The sequence below is a fragment of the Acinetobacter sp. L-24 genome, from assembly GCF_056857555.1.
The window spans coordinates 1-17,180 of the sequence record NZ_JBSXNI010000019.1; the positions used below are offsets into that span (position 1 = coordinate 1).

Consider the following 17,180-nt stretch of genomic DNA (forward strand, 5'->3'; position numbering starts at 1 on the left):
TAGCCAAGTGAATGAGATCCATGCACGTGTAGCAGTCCTTAACAGATTTACGGAATTAGGTCGACCACTTACCCAAGTTACGCCTTAAATTTGGCTCAATTAGGGGCGCTTTGCATTTCAAATCTTTGTGCAACAAAGCCAATGTATATAAAAAATGGTTAAATAATTGCAAGGGGGGCTTTAAAACGTTTTAATCGTAAAGCATTTCCTAGTACAAATATTGACGAGAGAGCCATTGCACCAGCAGCAAATACAGGAGAAAGTAGCAGTCCAAATTGCGGATAAAGTACACCTGCTGCAATAGGAATCAGAGCTGCATTGTAAACAAATGCCCAAAATAAATTTTCACGAATATTGGTTATAGTCGCTTTGCTTAAAGCGATAGCATTTGGCACTCCTTTCAGGTTGCCAGACATCAAAACCACATCAGCAGCTTCAATAGCTACGTCTGTACCTGTACCTATTGCTAAACCAATATCTGCTTCTGCAAGTGCAGGGGCATCATTAATGCCATCTCCAACATATGCGAGTTTACCATATTGATTTTTTAATTTTTTAACGGCCTCTATTTTACCTTCTGGTAAGACTTCTGCAATAACCTCATCAATACCTAGTTTTTTTGCAATCGCTTGAGCTGTATGACGGTTATCACCTGTAATCATGGCAACCTTTAAACCTAACTGATGTAACGCTTCAATTGCAGCAAATGTTGATTCTTTAATTGGATCTGCTACAGCAATAATGGCAGCAAGTTTCTGGTCAATCGCAACATAGAGAGGGGTTTTTCCTTCTTCTCCCAAACGATCCGAAAATTGAGAAAAAACATTAGGATTCAAACCTAGTTTTTCCATATATCGATCTGCACCAATATGAACCAAATGTTCAGACACCGTTGCTTCTATTCCATAGCCCGTGACTGACTTGAAATCAGCAACAGGAGACAGAATTAATTCCTTATCTATAGCGGCTTGTACAATTGCTCGAGCAATAGGATGCTCAGACTTTGATTCAACGGCTGCCATAAGTGAAAGTACGGCATTGTATTCAAACCCTTCTAAGACATGCAGATCGGTTAAAATTGGTTTCCCTTCAGTCAGGGTCCCTGTTTTATCAACAGCAACCACTTTAGTTTCTTTGAGCAGCTGCAAAGCTTCCCCTTTACGGAATAAAACACCCATTTCAGCACCACGCCCAGTTCCCACCATGATTGATGTAGGCGTTGCAAGTCCCATTGCACAAGGACATGCAATAATGAGTACCGCAACTGCATTAACTAAGCTAAACGTTAGGGCTGGCTCAGGGCCGAAGATAAACCAAGTAATAAAAGTTAAAAGAGAGAGACCCATTACTACAGGTACAAACCACATGGTAATTTTATCAACCAATGCCTGAATAGGCAGCTTGGAACCCTGTGCCTGTTCAACCATTCGGATGATTTGAGAAAGCACTGATGAACTACCAACAGAGGTGGCTTTGATATTTAAGCTGCCACTTTGGTTAATTGTTCCTCCTACCACAGTAGAGCCTATCGTTTTTTCAACGGGCATAGGCTCGCCAGTAATCATGGATTCATCAATAAAACTTTGGCCGTGAATAACTTCACCATCGACAGGGATACGCTCGCCTGGTCTAATCTCTACAATCGTTCCTGTTTGAACTTCGGCAATCGGAACTTCTATCACCTGATTATTGAGCTGTATTCTGGCAACTTTAGGCTGCATTCCAACTAGATGTTGAATTGCTAAAGACGTTCGGCCTTTTGCCTTGGCTTCAAAAAATCTACCTAATAGAATTAAAGTGATAATAACCGCTGCAGCTTCATAATAAACATTGACCGTGCCTTGTGGCAGGACACTTGGAAAGAAAGTAGCAACCACTGAATAAAGATAAGCAGCCAATGTTCCTACAGCCACCAAGGAATTCATGTCTGGTGCTAAGCGGAATAAACTTGGGATGCCCTTTTTAAAGAAGCGTCGGCCTGGAAAAATTAATGCTACTGTGGTCAAGAAAAATTGCATTAACCAGCTATTTTGTTGGCCAATGTTATCCATCATAAACGTATGAAAGGCGGGAATCAGGTGTGATCCCATTTCTAAAATAAAAACGGGTAGAGTCAATAAGACTGACAAAATTAAATCTTTTTTAAGTTTTTCTAATTCAATATTTTTTTTATCTTGAAAGCTTTCCGTAGTTTGATGAACTGACTTTGCTTCAAACCCTGCTTTGGTGACAGCCTGAATTAACGAGTCACGAGTGACAGATGAGCTTGCCTGAATAGTCGCTTTTTCAGTAGCCAGATTTACATGAGCTGATTCCACACCCTCAACAGATTTTAAGGCCTTTTCTACTCGACCTACACAAGAAGCACATGACATACCCTCAATCGTAAGCTCTATTGGTTGCAGCGCTTCCACTTCGTAGCCTGCTTTTTCTACGGCTTTAATTAAAGTAGCGCGATCAAGTGGTTGATGCGCATAAATGACTGCTTTTTCGGTAGCCAGATTTACATGAGCCGATTCAACACCCTCAACAGATTTTAAAGCTTTTTCCACACGGCCTACACAAGAAGCACATGTCATCCCCTCAATCTCTAATGTTTCACTGTAGTGTGGCGTATCAGTCATTTCGGTACTCATATACGATCTCTATCATTTAGATATGCTGAGTTCTATATGCGAAGATCAGCTCGAACCAAGATTAGGGGGAATTCAGGGATTACTTTTATTTCAAGCAAGTACAGGTTTTATCTGTACGATGAGGAAAATAAGAGAGAGTAAAAGTGGTAAGGAATTCCCACTGTTACTCTAACAGAGATTAAGCAGGATCAGCTGTAAATCCACGCTCACTGAGAGTGGCAATGACTTGATCCTGACTCACCGTTGTGTTGATTTCAACAATACGGTTTTGTAAATCAATATCGAGTGAGGCATTCGAGTCGAGCTCTTTAATTGCGGTAGTAATGCCGCGTGCACAACCACCACAAGTCATATTAGCGATGTGAAATTTCATATGTTGCTCCTTTTTAACAAAACATTTGTTTAAAACATTAGAACAGTAACTCTAAACTTTCACCATACAACCAGCCTTTTTCTGAATCAGTTACTCGCTGTAACTTGGTCTGTTTACAACCTTACAGTTTTCTTCAGAGTATTCCAAAGAAGAGTGTTCTAATGACTACAGTAAAAGTACTTAACCAACATTAATGTGACTTTAAAATGACATTTTTGTCATCTACGATCACTCTGAAATTTATAAGATTAGTTATTTCAATCAATGGTAGTGAACTGAATAGATGAGACCGTTATGGGTTGAAGATAAGCTAAAAACCGGTGACTACCTTTATGTATAATGCCTCATGATGCGATTTTACTGTTCTGATTGTCGTAAGTTGGCAGTCCAGTAGAAACTTTATTGCTCAGCTACAAAAGATAAATGCAGTAATGTTAAATTTCCTCAATTCCCTTATTTTGAAATTCTCTTATTCAATACCCACGACAGTGGTTATATAGCCTGTTGTTAATAGAATTGATAGACCTAATAACATCTCAAATAAAATGGCATGACTAAGGTGTTTAGCGAATTTAGGATGTTGAAGACGCGGGGTGAAATACCATTTGTTGAAGGCAGCTAAAAGTAGAATACCTATAACAAAAAACATTTTAACCATGAAACCATAGCCATATGCAGTATTGATTAAGGTATTAAAATCTTTAATTAAAAGAAGAGCTACACTAGCGCCACAGGCGATTAATATCCCAACAATGAAAGCAGCAATACGTCCAAATACATGCATGCGATCTTTTAAAGGTAAACCACTTATTTCCCGGCTGGTTTTCCATAACGGATATAAAGACCCCATCCATAACGACATAACTAGAATATGGATTGATAATAAAATTTGAGCAAGTAAGGTTAAATTAGCGACATGTCCGAGCTGGGAAAAACTAAAAATAATCGGGATAAGTAAAATACAAAATATTGAACTTTCAATTATAGAAAAATGACCTTTGTTCCTGTTAAGTTTAACCACCATGAGAAGAAGTAAAAGAGCAAAACTAATAGAACGAAGAACGTATATATACCCCGTCGGAGTATTAACCAATATATTAATATACGTGGGGTCCACCATACCTGTAATACCAGTATTGGCAAAACTACCAATCAGAATAAAAAATCCCAAGGTACTGGAAATTAGGCCTAATCCAGCGCCAATTGTAATATATTTAAGAATCGATTCTTTTAGTTCAAGATATTGTCTAAGTAAAAAATAGCAAAAGGCTCCACCAACGACAAAAGCTACACTTAAATATAAAATAACCTTAGTTAACCAAGTGGCCCACATCCAATATTCAGAAATCATTATTTTTGTCCATTCTAGAACAACATGCCAGCACCTCACTGACATGTTGAAAGGTAATCAATTCTTATTTAGTTGATTTGATAGTGAAACTATATTCACCATTCATGTTGTGACCATCTTTCCCCATTGTTGTCCAGACAACGGTATATTTATCTTTTTTCAGTTTCGGAAGAGCGACATCAAAGGATTTCTTTAAGTCATGAGTAACTTTATATTTTAAAGGAACATCTCTTCGCTGAGCATCCAGTAACTTAATATTCATCAACATAACCTCTGCACCAAAGTTAAGGGTCAAGTTCTTTGGTTGACTAAGGATAGATGCATTTTCCGCAGGAATCGCACTCACTAAACTCACATGAGCGAACGTAGTTGTAGTAGCCACAATCATCGTTGCAGCTACTACAACATTACGTAGAGCAGTCATTTTATTTTGAAATAATTTCATTTACGTTTCCTCTTGATTCGTTAGTTCATTAGAGATGACTTTATAAAATCTATATTTAATGAGACCACATCATCTCCTCTTATATTTCAATTATTAGTGAGAGACAGAAACAGAGCGATGACTTCAAAATTACATTTTTGTCATTTTTAAAATTTAAAATCTTTAACTATTAAAATAATCTTATTGAAAAATAATGATCATTTAACAAACAAATTATGTAGGTGGTTGATTTATGAAATGTAGTAATCATTTTGTCTAAGAAAATAGTAGCTATTTAATTTTTTATATTTTAGTTTAAATATAAACATGTTATGTTTAATTTGATCTAATATAAATTTGTGGGCTAAGCACATGACTCAAACACGTCCAAGAATGACCAAATTATTTGAACAGCTTGGTTTAGCTTCTACTGAAGAAGCAATTGCAAAATTCATAGAGAGCCATCAGCTAGCTGGAGATGTTTTTTTAACACAAGCAATTTTTTGGACTGATGCTCAACGTCATTTTTTAGAAGAAAAACTACACTCTGATGGTGAATGGACGACAGTGATTGATCAATTAAATGAGTCTTTACATGAAAATTCAGTAAAATAATTTTCCGTTAGTATTAAGGATCTACATTCTTCCCTGCATTGAATACAACTCATTCATACAGTAGTACTGTTTTGGAGATGGAATCTCTATTATATAAGTAGTAGATTCCTTACTCTGAAATTTGGATTATAAACCCTAATATTAAAAATAATCTTCTTTACCTTCTATCGGCTTTGTTGCATAAATATGTAAGCATCTGATTTAAATAAATTTAATTTTGGATCAAAAAATAATCAAAACTTCTAAAATCATATAGTTATGAAATCTTTGTGCAACAAAGCCCCTTCTATCTAATAAATATACCAATAAGTTTAATAATTAAATTATCCACCCTTTTTTCTATAAAAAACTATTTTGATCAACTGTATTTTTTCTTTAAAGGAATAACAGTGTAAATTACATTAAAAATGTGTCTCTAACTAGCCTTGGAGTCATCTAATCATTTCATTTTTATTTTTTTAAGCACATAAAATCATAACAACTTTAATAGTTTTAAAAGATTAATATTAAATAAAATTTTTGTCATCTCAGCATAGACTATATATTTCGAGAAGATCTCAAAATTACATTTTTGTCATTTTTAAAAATAATTAATTAATAGTGCTAAAATTTTTAAGAGAGACAGAGAATAACCAAAAATTTCATCAGTTTAGTAGTCAAATTCCTAGACTCTGTTCAGTACTAAAACATAGCTTTTACTTCCAAATTATTTAAAGGAAAAAATTATGATGAAATTCAAAAACATTTTTTTGGGCTTATGTATCGCAGCCGCGTCATTGAATACATTTGCACAGCAATCCGATGAACACAAAGATCACCACCCTGAAAAAACAGCACCATCTGCAGTAACAATTAAGCAAACAGTTACCAGCACCACTGCTACAGATAAAATGGCTGCAATGGATCAACACATGAAGGCGATGCAAGCCATGCATGAGAAGATGATGGCTGCAAAAACCCCACAAGAACGTCAGAAACTTATGGCTGAGCACATGAAACTCATGCAAGGAGGTATGAGTATGATGAAACAGATGGGCAGCCAAAGCATGAATGCAAATATGGCTGACCGTCAGCAGATGATGGAAAAACGTATGGACATGATGCAATCCATGATGCAGATGATGATGGACTGTATGCCTCCGTCAGCAACTAAATAGTTACCCATGAATTAGGGGTAAGCACCATGAATCACCAACACCAAGAAAATAATTCAGTACCTAACTTCTGGTCTACACGTTATGCCATTGGTCTAATCGTGCTGGGTGGTATCGCAGCTTATTTTCTATTAACGGAACATTTAGCCCACGTTATCGGTGCTTTGCCTTATTTATTCCTTTTAGCGTGTCCACTGATGCATATTTTTATGCATGGTGGTCATGGGCATAACCACTCGCAGCAAAAAAAATCCGATATATCTGATAACAAAAAATAGCTCTTATCAGGAGATCCATCATGAATCATGCGGAATCGGCTTATGGTTTATGGACGCTGGTTATCATTAACTCAGCAGTTTTTATCATGTTCGCTTTCAGTTTTTTTAGACCTTCCACTGCGCGCGATTGGCGTACATTTGGGGCCTTTTCGGCTTTTATCATTGCTCTATTTGTCGAAATGTATGGTTTTCCTTTAACCATTTACCTGTTATCTGGTTGGCTTCAAACTCGCTTCCCTCAACTTGACTTACTTTCTCATAATGCAGGTCACTTGTGGTCAACGCTATTAGGTGAAAAAGGTGATCCACATTTTGGCATTTTGCATATCGCCAGTTACGTTTTCTTGGGCTATGGATTTTACCTGTTATCAACGTCATGGCACGTGCTGTACAACGCGCAACGTCAGCATTCTTTAGCGATCACAGGCCCTTATGCACGTATACGTCACCCACAATACGTGGCTTTTGTGATGATCTTGCTGGGTTTTTTATTGCAATGGCCAACTTTACTGACACTGATTATGTTTCCAATCCTACTCTTAATGTACAGCCGCTTGGCAATTAAGGAAGAGGCTGAAATGAGTAAACAGTTTGGCGCTGTCTATGACAGCTATGCTCAACAGACTCCGAGATTTATTCCAAAATTCGGCCATAAAACCACTTTTCCATAAGAGAATTATTTATGTCAGATCAAAAAAATCATAACCAGGACCATATGGCACAGGCTACAACAGACGTACTGAAAGACCCAGTCTGTGGTATGACCGTCACTGAAGAATCGAAATACCATGAGGAATTTAAGGGGAAAACTTACTTTTTTTGCAGTGATAAATGTCAATCAAAGTTTCATAGCAGCCCGGTGCAATATATCGCTAAACCCGCAACGACGACTGCCGATGCACATACACAGCATCATCAGACTGTTCAACACGTTAATGCGGCAAGCACAACAGGTACGACCATCTATACATGCCCAATGCATCCAGAAATCAGGCAAGATCATCCTGGAAACTGTCCTAAATGCGGAATGACACTGGAGCCACTCATTCCTGAATTAGAGGAAGATGAGAATCCGGAGTTACGTGATTTCCGCCGACGCTTCTGGTGGACACTGCCATTGACCATCATCGTGACTTTTTTGGCGATGTTTGGTCATCAAATGAACCTGTTCAATATGGCTGTTCAGAGCTGGATTGAACTGGTGTTGTCACTCCCAATTGTACTTTGGGCAGGTTGGCCATTTTTTTCCCGGGGTTGGCAATCGGTTGTGAATCGCAGCCCGAACATGTGGACGCTGATTGGTTTGGGCACTGGAGCTGCATTTATTTATAGTGTGGTCGCAACCATTGCACCGCAAATCTTCCCAGACTCATTTATTTCCATGGGTCGTGTCGCTGTTTACTTTGAAGCTTCAGCGGTCATCATTTCATTGACCCTACTGGGACAAATATTGGAGTTAAAAGCACGTTCGCAAACTTCTGCTGCAATTAAGTCACTCCTTGGGCTCGCTCCTAAAACAGCTCGCCGAATCCTGCCTGATGGAACTGAAGAAGATGTTCCTCTAACGCATGTCCATGTAGGAGATTTACTCAGAATTCGCCCAGGTGAAAAAGTGCCTGTGGATGGTGTAATCACTGAAGGAAGTAGTTCAGTGGATGAATCGATGCTGACAGGTGAACCTTTACCGATCACTAAACGCATCGGTGATAAAGTCATTGGTGCTACCCTGAATACCAATGGTTCCCTAATCATGCGTTCAGAGAAAATTGGTTCAAGTACCATGTTATCCCAGATCGTACAGATGGTGGCGCAAGCTCAACGATCGAGAGCACCAATGCAACGCATGGCTGATCAGGTTGCAGGTTGGTTTGTCATGGCTGTAGTAGCCATTGCCTTGCTTACCTTCTTTGGATGGGGACTGTTCGGCCCAGAAGAGTCGAGCTGGGTTTATGCATTAATCAATGCTGTGGCAGTACTCATTATTGCCTGTCCTTGTGCACTAGGCTTGGCAACTCCAATGTCTATCATGGTTGCAACGGGTCAAGGTGCTACTCATGGTGTGTTGTTCCGCGATGCAGCAGCCATTGAGAATCTACGCAAGATTGACACACTAATCATCGATAAAACAGGTACGTTAACTGAAGGACGCCCTGTATTCGATCGTGTGGTTGCCGCATCAGGTTTCGATGAATCTGAAGTATTACGTTTAGCCGCCAGTCTTGATCAAGGCAGTGAACACCCGCTAGCCGAAGCGATTGTAAACGCAGCACACGAACGTGGCCTGCCTCTTGAAACACCAGATAATTTTGAATCAGGCTCAGGGATTGGTGTTCGAGGTCAAGTGGGCGATCGTCAGTTAGCTTTGGGCAACACAGCACTGATGGAGCAATTAGGTATCTCGGTACAATCTCTGATTCCGCAAGCCGAAGAGCTGCGTTCAGAAGGTGCAAGTGTGATGCATCTAGCCATCAATGGTGAATTGGCCGGCCTGCTTGCAGTATCCGATCCCATCAAAAAAAATACCCCAGAAGCACTTGCCACCCTGAAGGAAGCGGGTCTACGTATCGTGATGGCAACAGGAGATGGTCTCACCACTGCCCGTTCAGTCGCAGCACGTCTAGGCATTGATGAGGTACATGGCGAAGTCAAACCCGCAGATAAACTAGAACTGGTCAGCAAATTGCAGAAGGAAGGTCGCATCGTGGCTATGGCTGGTGATGGCATCAATGATGCACCAGCCTTGGCTAAAGCTGATGTCGGTATCGCTATGGGAACCGGGACTGATGTTGCAATGAATAGTGCCCAAGTTACGCTGGTCAAGGGAGATTTACGAGGGATTGCTGTTGCCCGTTCACTTTCGGAAGCTACTGTCGGCAACATGAAACAGAACCTCATGTTTGCTTTCCTTTACAATGCTTTGGGTATCCCTATCGCGGCTGGCGTACTATATCCATTTACCGGTTGGTTGTTGTCACCGATGATTGCCGCCTTGGCTATGAGTTTGAGTTCAGCTTCAGTCATCACCAATGCCCTTCGCCTGCGACATAAAAAGCTATGATAGAGAGTCTTTTTCTTCCACCAGATGTATCAGGCCTGATTGCAGCACTTGCCATCGGCCTGCTCATTGGTTTAGAACGAGGATGGAATGATCGTGAACTGCCAGAAGGCAGCCGAGTAGCAGGCCTACGTACCTTCACATTGACAGGATTACTCGGAGGAGTGCTCGGTCATTTACAGCCAAACTTTGGGCCTTGGCCACTAGTCGCAGCCGTATTAGGGCTTTCCCTTTTACTTACGGTATCCTACGCGCGTACCGCAAAACTTTCCGGTAATCTAAGCGCTACCACGACGATCGCGATGCTGTTGACATTAGTTCTAGGTGCATATGCATCCCATGGTAATGTTACTTTAGCATTAACAGCGGCTGTCATCGTGGCTGTATTTTTGGATCTCAAGCCAACCTTACATGGTTGGTTACGCTTGATCGAACATCGTGAATTAACCGCATCCCTGCAGTTGCTGGTACTTTCTGTCGTTATATTACCCTACTTACCCAATACGGGTCTGGGACCTTTTGCTGCATTAAATCCTTACCAGTTATGGTGGGCAGTGATCCTGATTGCCGGACTCTCTCTGGCAGGTCATTTTGCCATGCGGCTTACCGGTTCAGAAAGAGGCATATTCTGGACAGGTCTATTGGGTGGTTTGGCATCGTCTACAGCTGCAACTGTCGCACTGGCACGCTATACACGCCAGCACCCCGTCATGGTCAGTGCTGCTATTTCTGGAACATTGGCTGCCTGTGGCATCATGTTTTTTCGTATGGTTGTGCTGATAGGCGTCATTGAGCCAGCATTGCTAAGCACTTTTGGTGGTGCAATGATGATTGCGGGAATCCTTCTGCTGGGTATGGCATTGTGGAGACAACGCCAAATTACCAGCGCTGAAAACAACGATCGAACAATAGAAGCAATGGCTCCTTTTGATCTTGGGACAGCATTCAGCTTCGCTGCTTTCCTGGCTGTCATGGCAGTCTTGGTCCCGGCAGCAAAACAATGGTTGGGCACCAGCGGCATCTTCGTATTATCGACTATTTCTGGGCTAGCAGACGTAGATGCTATTTTAGTCTCACTTGCCCGCCTGCATAGTACTGAAGGCTTAACAACAAATGTGGCTGCTGTCGCGCTAGGGCTGGCCACACTGAGCAACATGTTAAGCAAAGCGACAATTGCATGGATGACAGGGGGGGCACAGTTTGGCCGAGCTATCATATTTGGCTACACAATTGCCATGATAGGTGCTGGCGTAGCTCTGGCTCTCAGTTTGAGCTTTATGTAAGGTCAACTCGGGTAAATGGAAGATGTTCAAAAAATGAGTTAAAATGATTCCCCTTGCATGGATTCACTTTGAAAAACAATGGTAAAAATGATTCGACCATTGAGGGATTCAGCCTGGATGGTCGCCCCAAGCATATCAAGAATAGATTTTGTTATCGCGAGCCCTAAGCCGGTTCCTTCTTCTGTTCTTTGTCTAGATGCATCTGTTCGATAAAATCGATCAAATAACCTGGATAGTTGTTCAGGAGAGATTTCAGGGCCTTCATTTTCAATTGAAAATATTGTGTTATCTAAATTCTGTTGAAGTTTTATGCGTATTGTAGAATTCTTATTTCCATATTTAACTGCATTAGATAATAGATTGCTGAGTGCTCGACGTAACATAGCAGGATCACCTTTGACATTTCCAGATCCTGTTTGTTGAAGCGTCATATTTTTTTCGGCAGCTAGCGCATCATAGAAATCAAATAAGGCTGTAACTTCTTTAACCAGGTCAATATTCTGTAAGTTCTGTAATTTTAGGCCATGTTCTGCTTTTGCCAAGAAAAGCATATTGGATACCATTCGAGCCAAACGTTCTAATTCTTCTAAATTAGAAAATAGTATTTCTTGATAAGTACCAATATCTCGGTTACGGGCAAGACATACTTGAGTTTGAGTCATTAAGTTATTAATCGGTGTTCTAATTTCATGCGCTAAATCAGATGAAAAATCGGAAAGCCTTTCTAAAGCTGATTCTAGTCTGTCGAGCATATCATTGAAGGCAATTGCTAATGATTTTAGTTCTGTTGGTGTGTGCTCAACTTCTAAACGTTCTGAAAGATGTTGGGCAGAAATGCCTTCTGCGACCTTAGCCATTTTTTGCACGGGTCTTAAACCTCTCCAGGTTGCAAACCAGCCTAAAAACATTAAACAAATCGTACCGGCTAAACCAATGTAAAAAAGTTGACGCTTAAAATCATTTAAAAAATGTAGATGTTCAGATGTATCGATCCCCACAATAATGCGTACAGATTGTATCTCAGTATTTTTGTTTATATCCGTGTTGTAGATCATGCCACGATAAGTCTTATCCTGAATTTTCCATTTAATCCATGAATTATTTGCTGACTTGGTTAAGTGTTGAGTATTAATTGTTGAAGGTGCTGAACTAAATAAAACTTTACCTGTCGGTCGTTCTATTTGAACCATAAGATCATGGTGTCCAACTAAAGCGTCTCTCAAATAAAGATTAAGTTCTGGAGAGTTTTTAGGATTCTGTTGGATAAGATTCTGAATCAGCTGGATTTTACCTTCTAATTGGGTACGGTCTTGAGTCTCAAAATGATGCATTACTAATTTATTTATGAACAAACCCATAATAATTAGAATGAAAATAGTAGATAATGAGAAAATGATACCGATCCGGAAACTGATCGCTCTGAATAAATTATTATTCATCCTCTACCTCTAGTACATACCCCATTCCTCGAATATTCTGAATTAATTTGGGAGTAAAGTTACTGTCAACTTTACTTCTTAATCGTTTAATAGCGACTTCAACGACATTCGTATCACTATCAAAATTCATATCCCAAATTTGAGAAGCAATCAGCGCTCTTGGTAAAATTTCACCTCGTCTACGCATAAAAAGTTCCATAAGCGCGAATTCTTTTGCCGTCAGATCAATGCGTTGACCCGCTCGCGTTACCCGACGTTTTCTCAAATCAAGTTCTAAATCAGCAATCTTAATAATATTACTATCTTCTCTTTGTTGCCCTCGTCTAAGGAGCGTTTTTATTCGAGCTAGAAGCTCTGCAAAAGCAAAAGGCTTAACTAAATAATCATCAGCGCCTAGCTCTAATCCTTTTACTCGATCTTCGATTTGATCTCGGGCGGTAAGAAAAAGAATGGGCATTGTTTTACCGCTGCTACGAATATCATTGATAATATTCCAACCATTTAGTCCAGGTAACATCACGTCTAAAATAATTAAGTCATACTCTTCAGAAAGAGCTTGATGTTTACCCGTTAACCCATCTGTAACCCAGTCCGTAATATAGCCAGCTTCGGATAAACCTTGCTTGAGATAATCACCAGTTTTTTGTTCATCTTCAACTAATAGTATTCTCATTTCCGAATCCTAAGTCATTCATTAAAACTATAATAACGTTATAAAACATCTGATCGAGATAGATTACAAAAATGTCATTTTCAAGTCACTTAGATGTTCAGTGCTTCACTTTATTGTAGTAGCAAGAAATTAACTTTTAGAGAAACTTATGAAAACTGTAGTGCGTCGTAGTCTAACAATTTTAATGTGTGCTGGAACTTTAATTGCTGGTACTCAATCTTGGGCAAAAGATGTATCAACCTCAAGTGCCACTAAAACGGTAAAAGCACAGAAACCTTGTACAAAACCTTGTAAAATGGAAAAAGATGACAAGACTCAGCAAGATCATAGTCAACATCAGTCTCCTAACTCATCTGACATGTCAAAAATGGATCATTCTATGATGAATATGGACCATTCTAAAATGGATCATTCAAAGATGAATATGCCTGGTAGCAATAAATAATTTTATAAATAGCGAGAAAGAAGTATTAAAGTTTATACTAAATATTTGCTTTATTACTTCAATCTTGACCTTTCTAAAGGTGAGATAGAATGTCAAAAAAGTTAAGTCATGTACTCTTAATTGGAGTTGGTTTATTTTCATCAACTTGGGTAATGGCGGCAGTTAAAGAATATGATTTAACAATCGCTGAACAAACTGTAAATATCACAGGAAAACCGCTAAAGAGAATTACCGTTAATGGTAAATTCGTTGCACCACTTCTTGAATTTGAAGAAGGTGATGAGGCCGTTATCCGTGTTCACAATAAGTTAAAAAATCAGGACTCTTCAATCCATTGGCATGGCTTATTATTACCTGGAATTATGGATGGTGTACCTGGATTTAACAAATTTAATGGCATTGCCCCTAATAAAACTTATGAATATAAGTTTAAAGTCCGCCAAAATGGTACTTATTGGTATCATTCACATAGTAAAGGACAAGAACAAGACGGTTTATATGGTGCTTTTGTTATTTATCCTAAAGATAAAACTCCACTAACAGCTGCTGAAAAAACCGATAAAGATTACGTTGTTTTGCTTTCTGATTTTCATAATTCAACAAGTGATCAAATTATGAAAAATCTTAAAAAAGAAGCAGATTACTATCAGAACCGTCGCGAAACAGTATTCGATGTATTAAAACAAGTTAAACGTGATGGATTAAAGGCAACTTGGCAAGACCGCTCTATGTGGAATCAGATGCGGATGTTGAAAACAGATATGTCCGATGTGACTGGTTATACATTTTTAATGAATGGCAAAACACCTCAGCAAAACTGGACCGGTAACTTCAAAGCTGGTGAAAAAGTTCGCCTTCGTTTTATTAATGCTTCCGCTATGTCATTCTTTGATGTACGCATTCCAAACCTAAAAATGACTGTAGTCAGTGCTGATGGTCAACCTGTAAAGCCCGTTCCTGTAGATGAGTTCCGTATTGGTACTGCTGAAACCTATGATGTCATTGTGGAACCAAAACAAGCACATTACCAAATTGAAGCTGAATCTATTGATCGTACCGGTTTTTCAGTGGGAACATTACATGAAGAAAGCAGCCCAGCAGTCAAACAAATTGAGATGCCTAAATCTCGCCCTCGTGCTTTATTAACTATGGAAGATATGGGGATGAGCCATGACATGTCATCTATGAAAGATATGAATCACGATATGTCTTCTATGAAAGGTATGGATCATGATATGCCGATGAATAGCGCTACTGTTAAGGCGGCTTCAGACAAGAATGATAATACCGTATTTGGATGGGCAAATGCTTCAACACCTGAAGGTAATAAAGCATTGCAATATAGTGATTTGCAATCGTTAGATCCTCAAAAAGACACTCGTGCAGCTGAACGTGAAATAGAGATCCGTCTTGGTGGAAACATGGAGCGTTATATTTGGACAATAAATGGTAAAAAATTTAATGAAGCCGACCCACTAGTGGTGAAGTATGGTGAACGTATTCGCTTAAAATTTGTCAATGACAGTATGATGGCTCACCCAATGCACTTACATGGCATGTTTATGCAGCTTGAGAATGGTCAGGATCCAAGCAATATGCCAAACAAACATACGGTAATTGTTCCACCTGGGAAAACGATAACCACTCTACTCACAGCTGATGAGTTAGGTGAGTGGGCTATTCATTGTCACCTGCTTTACCATATGAGTGCAGGAATGATGAATAAACTCATTGTAGCTCAAGTGGAAGATGGTAATTCTACAAAGACTGTTCCTCAGTCCCAAGTAAATGAGAAGGGAGTAAATCCACATGCACATCACTAATAATTTGTTTTCAAAAACAACTTTGATGATTGCGCTATTTGGATTATCAAATCTAACGTTCGCTAAAAATGAAACTCCTGTACAAGACAGTAATATTACAAAAAATATGAAAATTCTTTTACAGGAATCTGGAGGATTAAAGTATTCCCTTCAAGAGCGTTATCCAGAATATTATTCAATGGAAAATGCGGATATGGGGGATAAGAGTGTCCAGATTGCGCTTGAGAACTCTAACTCACCTCATGACAATCATCTTAAAGAACATGGTGGACAAATTTATCAAACGACAAAATTTGAAAATGAATGGATGGTTGATGAAGACGGTAAGGGCAACCTAGGAACAAAGTTTGAAACTTTAATTGGAACAGATGAAAATCGTCTATTTATTGAAGCCAATTCGGAAAAGTCAGAAAGTAATGATCCAAAATATGCTGTATCAGCACTTTATAGCCGTAACGTAGCCCCATTTTGGGATGTACAAGCTGGGGTAAGATATAGTGAAGATAAAAATAACAGCAGCAGCGATCGAGTGGATGGGGTTATTGGTATATTAGGTCTAGCTCCTTATTTCTTTGAAACACAAGCATATCTTTATGGCGGTGAGAATAATTTTTGGGGAGCAAGTTTTGAATTAGAACGTGATTTGCTTTTAACTCAGAAACTTATTACTCAACCTTATATCGAAGCAGATGTAATATTTAGCGATGATTCTAACTATGCTGCAAAATCAGGTTTATCAGAACTTAAAACTGGTATCAAAACCCGATATGAGATTACTAAGCGAATTAAACCTTTCATTGATGTTGCTTACCAATATGAAAAAGGACAGAAAGCCACTTCTATGCAAGAGGCAACAGAGTCTGAAAAGGGATGGAAATATGGTGCAGGTATCGAATTAGTTTTTTAAAATAATATGACTTGGAATCATGAATGGTAGCTTCGGCTACTATTCATGAATTATTACTATTTATTTTCGAATCTGTAAAACTAAAAAAGCTTAATTTTTGGTCTATTTTTATGCAGTGGTTAAAAACATGCTTATCGCTGTTTTTATCGTTTGCTATTCTTTTAGTAGGATCGGCTGCTACTACTTCGTCTGTACATCATCGGTGTTTAATGCCATCTGAATAGATGCATGTGGCATAGCCGTCTTCATCGATTTGAATCCTAAAGTGGCCCTAATGATCCGCTTTAGCTTGCCATGATTACATTCGATCACGTTATTTTTATACTTAACCTGCCTGTGCTCAAGATCTGGTGGACATTTTCTTTCCCATTTTAACCGTGACAAAGCACCTCCATATGTGTGCTTTATCTGTATCTATCACTTGTGGGGCCTTCCTTTGCCAGAAGATGCGGATACTGAGCATCCAAAAGTAAAAGAACTGCATGAGCTTCTTGCATGGTCTGAAGGTATGGTCTGGTGTTCACCTGAACGTCATGGTTCTATGAGTTCCATTTTTAAATCACAAATAGACTGGATTCCACTTGCAGGAGGGGCAATCCGTGCTACCCAAGGTAAAACTCTTGCCTTGATGCAAGTCAGTGGCGGATCACAGTCATTTAACAGCCTGAACCAGATGCGTATTTTGGGGCGGTGGATGCGGATGATCACCATTCCAAATCAGTCT

The 17,180-nt window shown here is 39.3% G+C and carries 16 protein-coding genes and 2 pseudogenes; 11 read left to right on the forward strand and 7 right to left on the reverse strand.

All coding sequences use genetic code 11. From position 1 onward, the window contains the following. Nucleotides 1–158: 158 nt before the first annotated feature. The 4 genes from AC13CK_RS00925 to AC13CK_RS00940 form a co-directional block, all read right to left on the reverse strand. On the reverse strand, nt 159–2,636 hold the full coding sequence (locus AC13CK_RS00925) for a heavy metal translocating P-type ATPase (RefSeq protein ID WP_004281880.1): 2,478 nt from the start codon (nt 2,634–2,636) through the stop codon (nt 159–161). Between the two features lie 178 nt (nt 2,637–2,814). Beyond that, a complete protein-coding gene (locus AC13CK_RS00930) occupies nt 2,815–3,009 on the reverse strand; it encodes a heavy-metal-associated domain-containing protein (RefSeq protein ID WP_004281879.1) in 195 nt (64 codons plus the stop codon). 469 nt (nt 3,010–3,478) lie between these two features. Beyond that, on the reverse strand, nt 3,479–4,360 hold the full coding sequence (locus tag AC13CK_RS00935) for a copper resistance D family protein (RefSeq protein ID WP_023278709.1): 882 nt from the start codon (nt 4,358–4,360) through the stop codon (nt 3,479–3,481). Between the two features lie 64 nt (nt 4,361–4,424). Next, nucleotides 4,425–4,805, reverse strand: a complete 381-nt coding sequence (locus tag AC13CK_RS00940; protein WP_368781787.1) for a copper resistance CopC family protein — start codon at nt 4,803–4,805, stop codon at nt 4,425–4,427. 351 nt (nt 4,806–5,156) lie between these two features. On the opposite strand from AC13CK_RS00940, the gene AC13CK_RS00945 reads away from it, so the two are divergent. From AC13CK_RS00945 to AC13CK_RS00970, 6 genes are all read left to right on the forward strand, one after another. Continuing rightward, entirely contained in the window at nt 5,157–5,399 is a 243-nt protein-coding gene (locus tag AC13CK_RS00945; protein ID WP_004281876.1) for a DUF2789 family protein, read from the forward strand. A gap of 725 nt (nt 5,400–6,124) precedes the next feature. Next, nucleotides 6,125–6,556, forward strand: a complete 432-nt coding sequence (locus AC13CK_RS00950; RefSeq protein WP_004695737.1) for a hypothetical protein — start codon at nt 6,125–6,127, stop codon at nt 6,554–6,556. 26 nt (nt 6,557–6,582) lie between these two features. After that, nucleotides 6,583–6,831, forward strand: a complete 249-nt coding sequence (locus AC13CK_RS00955) for a DUF2933 domain-containing protein (protein ID WP_004695740.1) — start codon at nt 6,583–6,585, stop codon at nt 6,829–6,831. Nucleotides 6,832–6,851: 20 nt separating this feature from the next. After that, nucleotides 6,852–7,502: a methyltransferase family protein gene (locus tag AC13CK_RS00960; protein WP_004663997.1), complete on the forward strand. Its 651-nt coding sequence runs from the start codon at nt 6,852–6,854 to the stop codon at nt 7,500–7,502. 11 nt (nt 7,503–7,513) lie between these two features. Continuing rightward, nucleotides 7,514–9,889 carry a heavy metal translocating P-type ATPase gene (locus AC13CK_RS00965; protein WP_004992267.1) on the forward strand — a complete coding sequence of 792 codons (2,376 nt, stop codon included), beginning with the start codon at nt 7,514–7,516 and terminating at the stop codon, nt 9,887–9,889. Beyond that, entirely contained in the window at nt 9,886–11,169 is a 1,284-nt protein-coding gene (locus AC13CK_RS00970; RefSeq protein WP_425880167.1) for an MgtC/SapB family protein, read from the forward strand. Before AC13CK_RS00965 ends, AC13CK_RS00970 begins: the two co-directional genes overlap by 4 nt. A 38-nt stretch (nt 11,170–11,207) precedes the next feature. On the opposite strand, the gene AC13CK_RS00975 is transcribed toward AC13CK_RS00970, so the two are convergent. Together AC13CK_RS00975 and AC13CK_RS00980 are read right to left on the reverse strand one after the other, a co-directional pair. Beyond that, on the reverse strand, nt 11,208–12,608 hold the full coding sequence (locus tag AC13CK_RS00975) for a heavy metal sensor histidine kinase (RefSeq protein ID WP_034171651.1): 1,401 nt from the start codon (nt 12,606–12,608) through the stop codon (nt 11,208–11,210). Then, nucleotides 12,601–13,281: a heavy metal response regulator transcription factor gene (locus AC13CK_RS00980; protein WP_004281866.1), complete on the reverse strand. Its 681-nt coding sequence runs from the start codon at nt 13,279–13,281 to the stop codon at nt 12,601–12,603. The genes AC13CK_RS00975 and AC13CK_RS00980 overlap by 8 nt, the downstream gene beginning before the upstream one ends. Before the next feature lie 148 nt (nt 13,282–13,429). On the opposite strand from AC13CK_RS00980, the gene AC13CK_RS00985 reads away from it, so the two are divergent. The 4 genes and pseudogenes from AC13CK_RS00985 to AC13CK_RS01000 all read left to right on the forward strand — a co-directional run. Further along, nucleotides 13,430–13,726, forward strand: coding sequence for a hypothetical protein (locus AC13CK_RS00985; RefSeq protein ID WP_004760992.1), 297 nt, complete (start codon nt 13,430–13,432; stop codon nt 13,724–13,726). A gap of 89 nt (nt 13,727–13,815) precedes the next feature. Continuing rightward, on the forward strand, nt 13,816–15,549 hold the full coding sequence (locus tag AC13CK_RS00990) for a multicopper oxidase domain-containing protein (RefSeq protein WP_482830889.1): 1,734 nt from the start codon (nt 13,816–13,818) through the stop codon (nt 15,547–15,549). Beyond that, nucleotides 15,536–16,456 (forward strand): copper resistance protein B, encoded by a 921-nt coding sequence (locus tag AC13CK_RS00995; RefSeq protein ID WP_034671284.1) that lies wholly within the window; start codon nt 15,536–15,538, stop codon nt 16,454–16,456. The genes AC13CK_RS00990 and AC13CK_RS00995 overlap by 14 nt, the downstream gene beginning before the upstream one ends. A 23-nt stretch (nt 16,457–16,479) precedes the next feature. Beyond that, nucleotides 16,480–16,677, forward strand: a pseudogene (locus tag AC13CK_RS01000) (hypothetical protein); the annotation flags it as partial. Between the two features lie 16 nt (nt 16,678–16,693). Here the strand turns inward: AC13CK_RS01000 and AC13CK_RS01005 are convergent. Next, nucleotides 16,694–16,886 (reverse strand): annotated as a pseudogene (locus tag AC13CK_RS01005) (DDE-type integrase/transposase/recombinase); the annotation flags it as partial. A gap of 6 nt (nt 16,887–16,892) precedes the next feature. On the opposite strand from AC13CK_RS01005, the gene AC13CK_RS01010 reads away from it, so the two are divergent. Continuing rightward, nucleotides 16,893–17,180, forward strand: a 288-nt coding sequence (locus AC13CK_RS01010; RefSeq protein WP_482830890.1) for an NAD(P)H-dependent oxidoreductase, incomplete at its 3' end; no start/stop codon positions are given.